Genomic DNA, 14148 nt, shown 5'->3' with positions numbered 1-14148 from the left:
CAGAGATCTATTAATCTCTGCTTTGTAGAAATGGTTTGCATTTGATGTGTTCTTTTATTTTTTCTTCCATGTCTTCATTTTTCACAGCAAAATCTATAATTGCTTTCACATACCCGAGCTTATCGCCAGTATCATATCGATTTCCTGTAAATCTGTATGCATAAACCTGCTGTGTCTTATTTAGTAGACGGATGGCATCAGTTAACTGAACTTCCCCTCCATGACCAATATCTATTTTTTTTATGCAGTCAAATATGTCTGGAGTAAAAACGTATCTACCAATGGTTCCAATATTAGATGGTGCTTCAGAAATAGCTGGTTTCTCAATTATTTCTTCAAGTGAGTATAGTGAATCATCAATTAGATTACCACTAATTATACCATAACTGCTAACTTTCTCAGATGGAACTTCCTCCACGGCTAATACTGATTGCCTTAAATACTGAAATTTCTCGATAAGTTGTTTTGTGCAAGGTTTATTGTTAGTGATAATGTCATCACCTAGAAGAACTGCAAATGGTTCATCTCCGATATGCTTTTCTGCAGTGAGGATTGCATCCCCGAGTCCCTTTGGTTCTTTTTGCCTTATATAATGAATATCTGCTAATGAAGAGATTTCTTGAACCATTTCCAACAACTCGTTTTTATTTCTTTGAGAAAGATGCATTTCAAGTTCTGGTGATTCATCGAAATAATCTTCAATCGATCTTTTATTTCTTCCAGTAATAAATATGATATCATCTATCCCTGAAGCTATTGCTTCTTCTACAACGTAATGAATAACGGGCTTATCAATTATGGGTAACATTTCTTTAGGCATCGATTTTGTTACTGGTAAGAATCGAGTTCCAAGGCCTGCTGCTGGTATTACTGCTTTTTTCACGTCCATGATGATCAGTCCTTTAATTTTCAAGAAAAATAAAGTTATATTGAATTATGTTTAACTCTTTAGCTGAATAAATAGAGGCACACTTCGATTGTATCGTATCATAAAGCTTGCCCCCATGGTAAATTTAGTTTGGTATATATAGCCTTTAACTCATGATATATTTTTGGTTCTAATCGTATCATTATATGTATGTAGATAATTGCACCAACAAATATTGGAAGCAAGGTAAGCCAAACCGATTCAAGCTGAACAAAAGTAATATAAACCATCACAAAAAGAGCCATTATTGAGGTTCCTTTTATAATGTTTATTAAACTGTTAAATTCTATTCTTATTTGAATTATTCTAGACAGTATGTATCCTGATAGGACACTGTTTACAGTTATTGTGATTGCAGTTGCAAGTGCGGCACCTTCTATACCCAGTTGTGGTATGAGAAGTATATTCAGTACGATGTTAATAGTGGCAGAAAATGCTGTGACAATAAAAGCATCCTTTTGACGATCCAATGCACTTAAACTCATTGTGAAGAATGAATTAAGTATAGTAATAGCTTTTACTGAAAACAGTATTATCAATGCTGTATACCCCCAAGCAAACCCGGCACCATAGAAGAAATATAGCATTCTTTCTCCTAATAAGATTCCACCTATGATTATAGGAAAAGCCATCAAAAATGAATATGTTAATCCCCTGGATATTGAATTTTCAACTGACCTTGTGTCATAGATTTTGCCCCACCTGCTTACTTTAGGCCATAATGTTGTTTTAATAGCACCCGCAAGTATTGTTGCAATCGCTGTGAACTGGAATACTACCTGATATACACCAACATCAGATTCTTCAAGGAAATAACCTATCAATACAACATCTGAATGTGAATATAGTGCTACACCAGAAGCGGTTAAAAAGAGCCAGAATGAAAATGATAGGATTTGCTTAACATGGTTCCATTTAAAAACTTTGAACTTGAGATCAAAGAACTTTAACATCATAATGGTTGCTACAATAAAACCTGCAATAAACCCACCAATAAGACCTCCTATCTCAAACCCTAATAAAACGGAAATAACTTGGACAAATAATCGAGTTAACTCTTTTGTCATAGAACCAGCCGCAGCAATACCCATCTTGGATCTACCTTTAATTCCATTAGAGACCATACAGTGGAATGAAGATATAATCAAAGCTATGATCAGCCAATCAAATATTACAGGATTTGTATCCATATAGGGCCTTAAAGCTAGAATTAACGTTATTATTACGATAGTTAAAGTTGCTCTTATTACAACAAAAGCAGTGAAGTATTCATCTTGTTCCTCCCCTTCACTGATTCTTTTTACTGCTGCACCACCTAAGCCTCCATCTGTAAAGATATAAATTATTCCAAAATAGGCTGTGAATAAAAAATAAGTACCTAATACACTAGACCCAACCATATGTGCAAAATACATTGTACTGAGAAACCCAATAAAGGTCAGAACTATTTTGCTTATGAAGGTGGCAATGCTTTGTCTTTGCACCTCGTCCACATTAAGTGTTCTTCTATACAGATCATCAAGAATCATTGTATTGCATCAATAAAGAGAAGAATAGCTATCAATAAATAAAAATGTATAATATGTATGTGATCAGGAAAGATCTAACATGGCATACACTTGCTCCATATCCACGTTTTCAGCTACCATTTGTGCAAGATCTTCATAAGGATCACTATTAACTCCACTCACATTGGGTATATATTGTAACCCCTTCTCCTTGAACAGGTGTTTTAATAACACATCCCTTACATTTTCATTTTCAAACAGTCCGTGAAGATACGTCCCAAAGATAAGTCCTTCATCATCAATACATCCATCATCTTCAAAAACAAAAGTATCGGATGTAGAATTACCCATATGTATCTCATACCCTGAAACGGTTTGGCCTCTGATAGGCTCGAAGATTTTACCATGCGCAGTAACTATTTTTTCTACTTGTACAGTTTTTTTCTCATACCGCTCAAAAGTGGTTTCTATATCTAGTAATCCTAAACCTTCATATGTACCATCCACACCACCTTCAATACCTGAATCATATATCTTATTGCCCATCATCTGATACCCTCCACATATTCCTATGATGGGACCCTTTCCCTTGAACTTTTTAATTTGATTGTATACTCTGCTTTTTTGAAGGTCACAAAGGTCACTTATAGTGTTCTTAGTTCCCGGCAAGATCACTGCGTCAGGATTGCCTAAATCGTCATCTAATTCCACATATCTTATGTTAGCAACAGATTCAAGTGGTTCAAAATCTGTAAAATTTGAGATACGTGGGAATCGGATAACTGCGATTTCAATATCTCTTTCTTCTAATTGTTTATCTCCAATCGAAACTGAATCTTCTGATGGGATACCCAACTTAGTATATGGAAGAACACCTAATACAGGGACACCCGTTTTATCTTCGATCAACTTAAGTCCGGGTTCAAGTATACTCGGATCACCCCTAAACTTGTTTATAATAAACCCTTTCACGTTATTTCTCACGTCTGCAGGTAAAAGCTCAAGGGTTCCATACAAACTAGCAAATACTCCACCACGCTCAATATCCCCTACAATGATAATCGGCGCATTTGTAATTCTTGCAGTACCGATGTTGACAATATCTCTCTCATAAAGGTTAATTTCAGCAGCACCACCTGCACCTTCCATCACTATTATGTCATATTCTTCAGATAATCTGTCTAAAGCACCTTCAAGAATACTATTCATATCATCAATTGAATCATAATATTCTCCTGCCGACTTGTCTGCATAGGGTTCACCTAGTATGATCACTTGTGACTGCCTGTCACCCTTTGGTTTTAAGAGTACAGGATTCATCTCCGCACTTGGTTCAACCAGAGCCGCTTTTGCTTGTATGGCCTGAGCAATCCCAATCTCTTTTCCATCCTTTGTTATCCATGAATTCAAACTCATGTTCTGTGCTTTAAAAGGAGCAACTTTATGATCGTTTTGTGCAAGTAATCTACAAATAGCAGTCACAATAGCGCTTTTTCCCACATGTGAGGCTGTACCCAATATTAACAGCTTTTTATTTTTAGTCTTGTTATCTGCATGCATTTTGTTCAGGTCTCCTGGTAGAACCAGTTCTAGCTTTAGAGTAACTATGTTTGTATATAGTATCATAGTTTTTTTAATTATCTTTTTATCTTTCTTTCTCATCTATATATCTTCAAGAATTAATATACTCAGTATTAGTGGCTAATAGGAAAATATATGTCTGATATCTTTGTTTATATTGTTAAAGTCGAGCAGATATGTGCATTTAAGACTGACTTAATTAACTAAAATCTACTATTGATAATTTAATTTAATATACTATATCCCGGTGAATTTCGTGTCTGATTTATTACACATTAGTGGTGGTCCAACAAAACCTGAAGTGATTGCTATCTCTCTTTCAAAACTTGAACTAAAAGATGGCGATACCTTTGTAGACGTTGGATGTGGTACAGGAGCAGTTTCGATTGCAGCTTCAAATCATGTAAATGACCTTAAAATACATGCCATCGATGCTAGAGAAGAAGCCGTTGAGGTAGCAAGAAAGAACTTTGAAACAACAGGGACAACCGCGAATTTGATATTTGGAGAAGTATCAAAGGTTTTAAGTCAACAAAGTGGTATTGATAAGATAGATTGTGCATTTGTTGGTGGAACAAAGAATATTCACCAAGTACTTGAACATCTTTTAGGTAAAGGTACAAGGAATATTGTTGTTAACGCTGTTCGTATTGAAACCGTGGTAAGTACCATGCAAAAGATGCGTGAACTTGGTATATTCGATGAAGTCTTAAACATAGCGGTTTCTCGTGGAAAAGAAATATCTGGAGAAACAATGTTCCAACCCGAGAATCCCATATATATAATTGTAGGTAAATCTAGATCAAACTAAATAAATTATAATTTTTACATTATGGAGATAAAGAATGCTTATTGGAGTAGGATTAGGTCCAGGTGACCCTGAACTGTTAACATTAAAAGCGATTGAAGCTCTCAAACAAAGCGATAAAGTATATGTGCCAGGTAGAATGGCGGCAGAACTTGTAGAACCGTATGCTGAACCCGAGATATTGGATTTTCCTATGATAAGAGATTATGATACACTTAATGATATATGGAAAAAGAATGCTGACCATGTAGCAAACCATGCTAGTAATGGAACAGTTGCATTTGGGCTTATAGGTGATCCCAATTTCTTTTCTACATTTACGCATTTAAAAAGAGTAATGAACAGATATTACCCTGAAGTAAAGATCTCAACAGTTCCTGGTATCAGTTCAATTACTTCATTTGCTTCAAGAACGGATTCTGAGATTGATTCGTCATTTACGGTAACTGACGGGAGCGATACTAATCATAAAATAGCTTTAAAAGCTCGCCACCCAAGACAGCTTATTGACCAGTTCTCTAAAGAAGGATATGATGAATTTGTATTTGCAGAAAAGCTATTTTCAGATAAAGAGACAATAATCAAGGATTTAAACGATATACCTGAACAAGGTAATTATTTTAGTATACTTTATGCTAAGAAGAAATAATCATGGAGTTTTTTTATGACGGAGAAAAAGGTATATTTTGTAGGTGCTGGACCAGGAGACCCTAAACTGATTACGGTTAAAGGCCGAGAACTATTAGAGTCAGCTGATCTGTTAGTATACGCGGGATCATTAATCAATCCTATAGTTCTTGAATACTCTAATGCAAAAAAGGTTGACAGTTATGGTCTCACACTAGATGAAATTACAGAGATGATGGCTAAAAGTGTGGAAAAAGGTGAGACTGTAGTACGGTTACATAGCGGTGACCCATCATTATATGGATCTATTGTAGAACAGATCGAAGAATTAAAAAAACATGATATAGCTGTGGAAAGAGTACCTGGGGTATCATCAGTATTTGCATCAGCTGCTGCTTTGGATACTCAACTGACACTTAATGGAGTCTCTGATTCATTAATAATAACACGACCTGCAGGTAAAACACTTGATAAAGATCTAATCCCAGAATTTTCAAGATTAAACTCTACAATGGCAGTTTTCCTGGGTACACAGAAAATTGAAGAGATCATGAACAAACTTGAATGTCCAAAAAACACTCCAGTAGCTGTAATATATCACGCATCATGGGATGACGAAAAGGTTATAAGGGGTACAGTCGAGGACATTGCAGATAAAGTAAAATCAGCTGGTATCAAGCGTTCAGCTATGATAATCATAGGTGGTGTGGTTGATCCTAAGAACTACAGGAGGTCGCACCTATACGGAGTCGCACAAGACCCGCTGTAATTACCTTTGAGCGAAATATGGAAGCTGCTAGAAAAGTAGCTAATCATATAGATGCGGATATTCTTATATATTCTAAAGGTATTTTCGGGGAAGCCTTTGAAAAATATAGTGCAGTAGTTGCTTTATTTGCTACAGGTATAGTTGTTCGTGAAATTGCTCCTTTGATCAATGATAAATGGGAAGATCCAGGTATTGTTGTAATGGACTCCAACTTGAGGTTTGCTATACCTTTACTTGGAGGCCATCATGGGGCCAACGAGCTTGTGAAAAAAATATGTGAACTTGGTAGTATTCCAGTTATTACAACAGCAACTGAGGTACATGGTAAAAACTCGGTTGAAGGAATAGCTTCATCACTTGACTGCGAGATAGTTAATAAGGAGTCCACAAAAGAGGTAAATTGTGCTTTTCTTGAACAGGACGTAGAAATTCTAGAAATTGCAGGTCCGAAGGTAGTTATAGTGGGTGACGATGTTTCGGTCCTAAAAAGAAAACATGACGGTAAAAGATAATGGACAATTCAATGATAGTAATAGGCTTAGGTGCTAGAAAAGGCGTTGATTCTAAAGAGGTCATTGATGCAATAGGTGAAGCTATAAGTGAATCGGGCCATCATATAAGTCAGGTAAAATATCTTGCTTCTGCAAAATTAAAGGAAAATGAAAGTGGACTTATAGAAGCATCACATATCCTTGGTATTGAACTAAAGTTCATACCACACGATGTTCTTAATAATTACAATATTCCCACTCCATCCCAAGCTAATAGGTTTGGGCTGATAGGAGTAGCTGAACCTGCAGCATTAGCATTATCACAAAACAAAAAATTGGTATTCAAAAAAAGAGTTTATGGAAGGATAACAGTTGCAATCGCAGAATAAAACAAATAAAAATGGTAGATTATATATTGTAGGTATTGGACCTGGCTCAATTGATCACATGACCGTTAAAGCGTGTGATGTTCTTAAAAGATCAGATTGTATAATTGGAAATGGCACTTATCTTGACCAGATCTCAGACTTTATTGAAGGTCAAGAAATCATCAGAAGTTCTATGGGAAAAGAGGTAGATCGAGCTACTCGTGCAGTAAAACTTTCTCAAAATAAAGAAGTATCTATAATCAGTGGTGGTGACGCTAATGTCTACGGAATGGCAGGACTTGTATTAGAGGTAGCAGAAAAAACGGGTCTTGATGTAGATATAGAAGTAGTCCCAGGTGTAACTGCAATTACTGCTGCCGCAAGTATTTTAGGAGCACCAATAGTAAATGATTTTGCAACTATAAGTCTAAGTGACCTCTTAACTCCTTGGGAAATGATTGAAAAAAGGTTAGATGCAGCAGCATCAAGTGACTTTGTTATATCGTTATATAATCCAAAGAGTAGGCAAAGAAAATCTAATTTCAGTAAAGCAATAGATATTATTAAAAAACATCGTGACCCTTCAGTTCCCGTAGGGCTAGTAAAAAATGCTTTAAGGGGTAATGATGAAGATACTGTAGTTACAACACTTGAAGAAGTATTAAATTACAACGACTGGGTTGACATGAGCACAACAATTCTTGTCACGAACAGTGAATCTCGTATTTGGGAAAATAATGGCACTAAAAGAATAATTACTCCTAGGGGGTATCATCGTAAATATGAATACTGAAAATAAAAAAATCGAAGTAGATGAACTCGGCGACCTCGTTCAATTCACTACTGATATAGATTCGGAACTAGTAGAACAATGTAGAGACCTTGGTGCACATACACAAGAAGCTAAAGCTATATCCATGACTAGCCGTAACATTGCTAAACTCATTGTAGGCGATAATACGGTTGAGGATCGGATCCGCCAGAGATGTATGATAGCAACAGGAGATCCTGGTGTAGCCTACTTGATGCAATTCAACAATGACCCAATATCTGCAGGGATAGAAGCAATAAAATCAGGTGCACCAATATTTGTGGATATCAACATGGTAAAAACCGGTATAAGCAAAAAAGGACATTCTAGCAATATCATCTGTGTACTTGACAGGGACCCAGACGCAGAACTTGCCCACAAACACGGGATAACTCGTACCTCCGCTGGATTCTTAGCTAGCAGAGACCAGCTCAACGGCTCAATAATAGCTATAGGGAATGCTCCATCAGCTGCACTTACCGTATGTAGACTGGTTGAACATGGTATCAAACCTGCACTTATCATCGGTACACCGGTTGGCTTTGTAAACGCAGCCGAGTCAAAGGATGCTGTTAGAAATCTTGATGTATCTTCTATCACATGTGTAGGTACAAGAGGTGGAACACCAATAGCTGTAGCTTGTGTGAATGAACTCATCGCAATTGCAAATGAAGAAGAAGCTAACGAAATGGATTAAAATTCCAATTTCAATTTCAATTTCATTTACTCTTTTTTCTTTATTATAAGCAATAAAAATGAATGAAACAAGGTGGATGTAACTTCTCACAATGCCTTTCAGATATATGTAATTACCATCCAAATACTTATCAGAATCAATATTGTCCCAGAAACCTGTTTAATATAATGTCCTTTACTGGTCATTTCGCGTAACTTCTCAGAAGTTATATTTGTGGAATACCCTATTATTAGCATAGGCACTGCAAAACCCAACGAATAAATTGCTAACATAACACTTCCATAACCAATACTTCCTTCTGAAGCTACAAATGCTAATACTGCACCCAAAACAGGGCCAGTACATGGTATCCAGACAATCCCAAGTGATATCCCCAATAAAAGGGCTCCTAAAAGACCACTGCCAGTTTTCCCACTAGGTAATGATACCTTAGAGAAAACATTGAAAAACTGATAATTATCAATTAAGAGCATTATCCCAAGAATGAATATTATCAACGCAGCTAAGACTTGCATGAATTCGATATAATTGATAATAAATGCACCAAAAGCTGAAGTTAATATACCCATAACTATAAAAGAAATGCTAAGCCCAAAAATAATCAATAGCGGTTTAGCTCTATTATTGTCAGCTGAATATGCCATTATTGCAGGTAATAATGGTAAAATACAGGGAGATGCCACACTCAAAATACCTGCCAAAAAAATCACGAATGGACTAAATGATAATTGTTCTATCATTGTTCTATATTTTCGTTTATGTAGCTGAGAACCTCATCTATATTTGTGACTAGGGTTTCTTTATTAGTAACTCCTCTAAACTTTGCATTCTCCGTATCCGTAACAACTTCAGTACCATGCATGTAGAGATAATCACCACTCTCACCTTCAATTATTAGAACACTTTCAGGTACCCTGAAAACATTAAATGCACGTGCAAGTTCAGGATTTTCATCAATGTCTATATACTTGACCTCTATATCATTTTCGTACATGTCAGAAACTTCCTGGTTAATCATTTGTTGATCATGGCAACTTGGACACCATTCAGCACCAAAAGTGATTAGAGTGGGCTGCTCGCTGACAATCATATCAATATTATCATAAACACTGGGATCGATATCTCCTTCATCAATACAACCTAGAGAAAATATATTGATCATGAGAACTAACACTATAGCTATTTTATACTTCATAGTTCCACCAAGTAAAATAAACAAGTTTAAGGTTAAATAATAAAGTTATCTTATGATTAATTAATTCATGGATAGCCACATATATTGTAGAGATATTGTTTTAATTTACGCATAAAAGACCTCATTTGCGAACCCACTTTAAGACCAATCCCTCATCCATCTGCTCCACTCCCATCAACTTAAAAAATTTAATTTCATTTTCCATAAAACCCGAACCGTCAAATGGTGTGGGTGCACTTTCACCTCCAATCAACATATTACCAATGAATGTATAGATCTCATCAACTAGATCTTCACAAACCAACCCCCAATTAAGAGTAGCTCCACCTTCAACCATCAATCTATTCACACCAATATGTTTCAGTTCATTCATGAGCAGTTTAAGGTCGACGTGATGTTCACCAAATGACATGACCCTAGCTTTTTTTTCCAGCTGAGCGATTCTATCAATCGGTGCCCTTTTGCAGGTAGCTATGATTATATCTCCTCTACCCTTTTGAAAGATATCAGCATTAATAGGAGTACGTGCAAAACTATCCACTATAACTCTAACAGGTGTTTCAAAATAACCTTTTTGAACACGTTCCTTTTTGAGAATATCCGATTTTACAGTTAAACTAGGATCATCTGCAAGTACTGTTCCAATACCTACCATTATAGCATCAGAACCAGATCGAAGTTGGTCCATCCTGTTAAAATCAGTTATACCCGATATTTTCAACTGTTTTCTTTCTTTTGTTGCAATTTTCCCATCTAATGACATTGCACAATTAATGAAAACAAATGGTCTGTCCATACATTCTCACTCAAAAAATCCCGATTAAAAAAGGGAAAAAGAATAGTTAGGCTTCATTTGTGACCTACTCCTGAGCTAAAGACCCAGGTGCTTCCTTCGACCGATTCCTTGAGGAATCTGATATCACAGTTCATACCCAACTGGAAAGGCAACGAACTCTGGGAACCCTTTACGAAGACCCCTATCTCATGGGAGTTCAGTTTAAATTCCTTTTGGCTTGGTTCTCGCCATCGGTTAATTACATACATATTGAGACTTATTTATAATATAGTTGACGCTTACATCCACTATGCTAAAGACATAGTGGTTTTACGCTTTAATTATAAATTTAGTCTACAATTACCTTAAGTAAATCCTTGTCCTTGAGCATGCCAAGCAGCTTTTGATCTGCATTCACAATAGGCATTTGGTCAATCCGTGCACGTTTCATTCTTAAAGCACAATCACTAACCTCGGAAATATGAGAGGCCGTTATAGGCTCTTTTATCATCACATCTTTTACTATGATATTGGGTACCTTTATTCTGGATACACTATAATAAATACTCATGGTATCCCTCATAGATTCCCATGTCCATTCATCATCATCTGAACCAGCAGACATATCCGACATCTCAACACTATCTTCTATTATACTGGCATTAATTATATCAAGCTCAGATACTATTCCGACAAGATCTTGATTTGCATCCAATACAGGTACTGCTTTTTTATGTGAGAGTTCCATGATCCTTGCAGTTAGGGGAAGAGGTGTTTCACACCAAACGGCAACTACACCATCATCTAAATATGGGCCTACTTGTTCAGTTATGTCAAGGTCTGCAATACTTGCAACAATATCTGCGATAGTTACCATTCCAACAAGGTCCCCATTATTAACAACGGGCAATCTTCTGATATTGTTTTCAAGGAATAGCTTTGCAGCTTCAGTAATATCTGCTTTCCTGTTGACAGTTATTGGATTCCTTTGCATTAACATTGCAAGCTGCTCTTCTTCAGGGTTTTTCAGTAAATCAGTTCGACTGACTATCCCTACAACATTATTCCCTTTAAGAATTGGGACACCTGAAATTTTCTTTTCTTTGAGTATATTAAGAACCTCATCCCTTGAACCAGGAATTGTTGCGTATGCAACATTTGTTACCATAATATCTTCTATAATTGTGTTTTTTGGCACCTTTTACAGCTCCTAGTATCATTCATCATTATCATCATCAGACATTCGTACCACGAAAACGGGTATATCTGAACTTCTTATGACCCTTTCTGCTACACTACCTAATAAGAACCTGTCAAGTCCACTTTTACCATGTGTACCCATGATAATTACACTGATATTGTTCTTTTCCGCAAAATCAATTATTTCATGTGCAGGTTGACCGTCAAGTAAAACTTGCTCTACTTCAACACCATACTCATTACTCATTTCTTCTACGCGTTCTGTTGCTTTTTTCCCTTCATCTTGGAGTAATGAATACATCATTTCCCACTCTGCATCCATTGGTATTGAAGCGAATGCTCCAGTATCCACAACATAAACAGCAAATAATCTAGCACCACTGAGCTTGGCTAGCTCAACACCATACTTGATGGTATTTTCACTATGTTCAGACCCGTCTGTGGCGATAAGGATATTTTTATAAATCGTACTTTCCATTTTACCCTCTCCAATTAATTCTATGCATGAATGAAATCTATATTTTGATCTAATGTCCTCTCTTTCCAGTGGAACATATGATTATGTTCTTTTGAATGATTACAGGAAACTAGTTTTAATATCATAAAGTTTACCCTACATTACAATAATTTAGCAGAATATGGTGCCAAATAGAGCACACTTAATATATATTAGTATGTTTCAAAACTATTTTTAGATATTTTTTACATTGAATACAAATTAGGGTTATTTAATGAGATTTATCTTTTTTAGAAATCGCAGGTACTACCAGGATAGGTTTTGTTGAAGTTCGAATGACATTTTCTGCAACACTTCCCATAAGGATACTGCTGAGACCACTTTTTCCGTGTGTACCTAGGATTATAATATCCATATTCTCCTTATTTGCAAATTGAACGATCTCTTCACTAGGATGACCTTCCAATTCTACCTGCTCGACTTCAACACCTACCTTCTTTGCTAGCTCTTCGACCTTCTGTGTAGCATCCTTACCCTCATCTCTTAATACTGAATACATTGTCTCCCAGCCAGCATCACTTTCCATTGGTATTGATGCAAAGTCTGCAGTATCTACAACATAAACAGCATAGAGTCTAGCTCCACTAATGCGTGCTATCTCTATTGCATATTTTAATGTACATTCGCTCAATTTTGAGCCATCGGTAGCTACCAATATTCGTTTATAAATATTGCTTTTCATATTATTCTACCTTCTGATGTTGGTGTTGGTCTTGGTGAAGAACCCGGTCCAATTACTGCTAAGATATCATCAGGTCTTGCCCGCCTCACAACACTACTAAGTATATCCGAAGAATGTGATAAGTTATTAGAATTACCATTCAATATCATTATATTGGAATTATAACCTTCCTCTATAATACCACATCCAACAAAGTTTAAAGCCTTAGCACCATTTAATGTACACATCCTAAATATATGTTTATCTTCTAACCCGAACACCTTTGAAAGTAATTGCATTTCTTCAAACATATTAACTGAGTTCAACATTACATTATCAGTACCAACAGCCACACTGATACCTGCTTCAAACATTTTGGCAACAGGTGCCATCCCTGCCCCCGTTAAAAAGTTTGAACGTGGACATACAACAATTGGAATATCCATATCAGCAGTTCGCTTAAGATCACCCTCAGTTGCTCTGTTCATATGCACAAGTAGGTCCGGGCCTAATTCAAGAGTTTCTTCAATACCTTTCCTTTCCTTCTCAGCACAATGTATCGCGAAAAATTTTTTATTCAGCTTTGTTGTGGAAACAATAGATCTGATCATTCTGGAATCGAGATCATTCACGCCACTTATCCCTAACCCATCACTATTCACTAACAATCGTTCAACTTCCTCTATCACAGATTCAATCTCATTTTGATCTCCAGTAGGTCTGCCAAAAATACGGGTCTTTATATTAGTTTCATTTAAAGCTTCCTTTAATGCAAGTATTCCGGGAACTCCACTTTCCCTAAAATCAGCAAAACCACATGTACCTGTATTGATCATATCACATACCGTCTTTTTCATACCAATAACAAGCTCAGGTTCAGGTGTACGTCTTAATATTCGATGCTTTAATCCGTTTGGAGGTTTCACTAAAGCGTCAAGATCGTGCTTTAACAAGAACCTGTCATAAGTACCAAGAGGTGGATCTTTGTATACTGAATCTCCAATATGTGTATGAGCATTAATAAAACAGGGTAATATTATGTTCTGTGAATCTACTTTCTCTTCACTTACCTCAACTATAACATCGTCTTTGACACAAACATTACCTTCAATTACCTCAAGATCGGGTCCATACAATATTTTACCGGGAATTATTTTTTCAGATGGCATTATATATGTATACTTGTTGTTTGCTTTAAATATATTTATTCAA

General features: G+C 36.2%; 17 protein-coding genes. 7 read left to right on the top strand and 10 right to left on the bottom strand.

Features of this window, described 5'->3' with window-relative positions; translation table 11 throughout:
* Positions 1-10: 10 nt before the first annotated feature.
* The 3 genes from galU to J2T59_RS06510 form a co-directional block, all read right to left on the bottom strand.
* Complete coding sequence (gene galU / locus J2T59_RS06520; protein ID WP_310572665.1) at positions 11-889, bottom strand: UTP--glucose-1-phosphate uridylyltransferase GalU; 879 nt, start codon at positions 887-889, stop codon at positions 11-13.
* Positions 890-987: 98 nt separating this feature from the next.
* Entirely contained in the window at positions 988-2457 is a 1470-nt protein-coding gene (locus J2T59_RS06515) for a flippase (RefSeq protein WP_259135088.1), read from the bottom strand.
* A 63-nt stretch (positions 2458-2520) separates the two neighbouring features.
* A complete protein-coding gene (locus J2T59_RS06510; protein ID WP_259135121.1) occupies positions 2521-3996 on the bottom strand; it encodes a cobyric acid synthase in 1476 nt (491 codons plus the stop codon).
* A gap of 277 nt (positions 3997-4273) precedes the next feature.
* On the opposite strand from J2T59_RS06510, the gene cbiT reads away from it, so the two are divergent.
* The 7 genes from cbiT to J2T59_RS06475 are packed head-to-tail and all read left to right on the top strand — an operon-like array spanning position 4274 to position 8588.
* Positions 4274-4828 (top strand): precorrin-6Y C5,15-methyltransferase (decarboxylating) subunit CbiT, encoded by a 555-nt coding sequence (gene cbiT / locus J2T59_RS06505; protein ID WP_259135086.1) that lies wholly within the window; start codon positions 4274-4276, stop codon positions 4826-4828.
* 34 nt (positions 4829-4862) lie between these two features.
* Positions 4863-5474 (top strand): cobalt-factor II C(20)-methyltransferase, encoded by a 612-nt coding sequence (locus J2T59_RS06500; protein WP_259135083.1) that lies wholly within the window; start codon positions 4863-4865, stop codon positions 5472-5474.
* 15 nt (positions 5475-5489) lie between these two features.
* Positions 5490-6221, top strand: coding sequence for a precorrin-4 C(11)-methyltransferase (cobM, locus tag J2T59_RS06495; RefSeq protein ID WP_259135081.1), 732 nt, complete (start codon positions 5490-5492; stop codon positions 6219-6221).
* A 17-nt stretch (positions 6222-6238) separates the two neighbouring features.
* A complete protein-coding gene (locus tag J2T59_RS06490) occupies positions 6239-6733 on the top strand; it encodes a cobalamin biosynthesis protein CbiG (RefSeq protein ID WP_259135079.1) in 495 nt (164 codons plus the stop codon).
* Between the two features lie 11 nt (positions 6734-6744).
* Positions 6745-7101, top strand: coding sequence for a cobalamin biosynthesis protein (locus tag J2T59_RS06485; protein ID WP_259135077.1), 357 nt, complete (start codon positions 6745-6747; stop codon positions 7099-7101).
* Positions 7085-7873, top strand: a complete 789-nt coding sequence (gene cobJ / locus J2T59_RS06480) for a precorrin-3B C(17)-methyltransferase (RefSeq protein WP_259135076.1) — start codon at positions 7085-7087, stop codon at positions 7871-7873. Before J2T59_RS06485 ends, cobJ begins: the two co-directional genes overlap by 17 nt.
* Positions 7863-8588, top strand: coding sequence for a precorrin-8X methylmutase (locus J2T59_RS06475; protein ID WP_259135074.1), 726 nt, complete (start codon positions 7863-7865; stop codon positions 8586-8588). Before cobJ ends, J2T59_RS06475 begins: the two co-directional genes overlap by 11 nt.
* A 98-nt stretch (positions 8589-8686) precedes the next feature.
* Here J2T59_RS06475 and J2T59_RS06470 read toward each other — a convergent pair whose 3' ends face one another.
* From J2T59_RS06470 to J2T59_RS06440, 7 genes are all read right to left on the bottom strand, one after another.
* A complete protein-coding gene (locus J2T59_RS06470; RefSeq protein ID WP_259135072.1) occupies positions 8687-9328 on the bottom strand; it encodes a cytochrome c biogenesis CcdA family protein in 642 nt (213 codons plus the stop codon).
* Positions 9325-9783, bottom strand: coding sequence for a thioredoxin family protein (locus J2T59_RS06465; protein ID WP_259135070.1), 459 nt, complete (start codon positions 9781-9783; stop codon positions 9325-9327). Before J2T59_RS06465 ends, J2T59_RS06470 begins: the two co-directional genes overlap by 4 nt.
* 121 nt (positions 9784-9904) lie before the next feature.
* Positions 9905-10579, bottom strand: a complete 675-nt coding sequence (locus J2T59_RS06460; protein WP_259135068.1) for a 2,5-diamino-6-(ribosylamino)-4(3H)-pyrimidinone 5'-phosphate reductase — start codon at positions 10577-10579, stop codon at positions 9905-9907.
* Positions 10580-10907: 328 nt separating this feature from the next.
* A complete protein-coding gene (locus J2T59_RS06455; protein ID WP_259135066.1) occupies positions 10908-11756 on the bottom strand; it encodes a CBS domain-containing protein in 849 nt (282 codons plus the stop codon).
* A gap of 18 nt (positions 11757-11774) precedes the next feature.
* Complete coding sequence (locus J2T59_RS06450; protein ID WP_259135064.1) at positions 11775-12236, bottom strand: universal stress protein; 462 nt, start codon at positions 12234-12236, stop codon at positions 11775-11777.
* 250 nt (positions 12237-12486) lie between these two features.
* Positions 12487-12957 carry a universal stress protein gene (locus J2T59_RS06445; protein WP_259135062.1) on the bottom strand — a complete coding sequence of 157 codons (471 nt, stop codon included), beginning with the start codon at positions 12955-12957 and terminating at the stop codon, positions 12487-12489.
* Positions 12954-14105 carry an amidohydrolase family protein gene (locus tag J2T59_RS06440; protein WP_259135060.1) on the bottom strand — a complete coding sequence of 384 codons (1152 nt, stop codon included), beginning with the start codon at positions 14103-14105 and terminating at the stop codon, positions 12954-12956. Before J2T59_RS06440 ends, J2T59_RS06445 begins: the two co-directional genes overlap by 4 nt.
* Between the last annotated feature and the right edge of the window lie 43 nt (positions 14106-14148).

Source organism: Methanosalsum natronophilum (genome assembly GCF_024808815.1).
Lineage (GTDB): Archaea > Halobacteriota > Methanosarcinia > Methanosarcinales > Methanosarcinaceae > Methanosalsum > Methanosalsum natronophilum.
Note: the sequence above shows the minus strand (reverse complement) of the source record. Positions and strands in the feature narration are given on the sequence as shown.

Bases quoted from the DNA above. Each gene is read 5' to 3' on its own strand.
- galU (WP_310572665.1), bottom strand. From the start codon at position 889: ATGGACGTGAAAAAAGCAGTAATACCAGCAGCAGGCCTTGGAACTCGA.
- J2T59_RS06515 (WP_259135088.1), bottom strand. From the start codon at position 2,457: ATGATTCTTGATGATCTGTATAGAAGAACACTTAATGTGGACGAGGTG.
- J2T59_RS06510 (WP_259135121.1), bottom strand. From the start codon at position 3,996: ATGCATGCAGATAACAAGACTAAAAATAAAAAGCTGTTAATATTGGGT.
- J2T59_RS06500 (WP_259135083.1), top strand. From the start codon at position 4,863: ATGCTTATTGGAGTAGGATTAGGTCCAGGTGACCCTGAACTGTTAACA.
- cobM (WP_259135081.1), top strand. From the start codon at position 5,490: ATGACGGAGAAAAAGGTATATTTTGTAGGTGCTGGACCAGGAGACCCT.
- J2T59_RS06490 (WP_259135079.1), top strand. From the start codon at position 6,239: ATGGAAGCTGCTAGAAAAGTAGCTAATCATATAGATGCGGATATTCTT.
- J2T59_RS06485 (WP_259135077.1), top strand. From the start codon at position 6,745: ATGATAGTAATAGGCTTAGGTGCTAGAAAAGGCGTTGATTCTAAAGAG.
- J2T59_RS06475 (WP_259135074.1), top strand. From the start codon at position 7,863: ATGAATACTGAAAATAAAAAAATCGAAGTAGATGAACTCGGCGACCTC.
- J2T59_RS06470 (WP_259135072.1), bottom strand. From the start codon at position 9,328: ATGATAGAACAATTATCATTTAGTCCATTCGTGATTTTTTTGGCAGGT.
- J2T59_RS06465 (WP_259135070.1), bottom strand. From the start codon at position 9,783: ATGAAGTATAAAATAGCTATAGTGTTAGTTCTCATGATCAATATATTT.
- J2T59_RS06460 (WP_259135068.1), bottom strand. From the start codon at position 10,579: ATGGACAGACCATTTGTTTTCATTAATTGTGCAATGTCATTAGATGGG.
- J2T59_RS06450 (WP_259135064.1), bottom strand. From the start codon at position 12,236: ATGGAAAGTACGATTTATAAAAATATCCTTATCGCCACAGACGGGTCT.
- J2T59_RS06445 (WP_259135062.1), bottom strand. From the start codon at position 12,957: ATGAAAAGCAATATTTATAAACGAATATTGGTAGCTACCGATGGCTCA.
- J2T59_RS06440 (WP_259135060.1), bottom strand. From the start codon at position 14,105: ATGCCATCTGAAAAAATAATTCCCGGTAAAATATTGTATGGACCCGAT.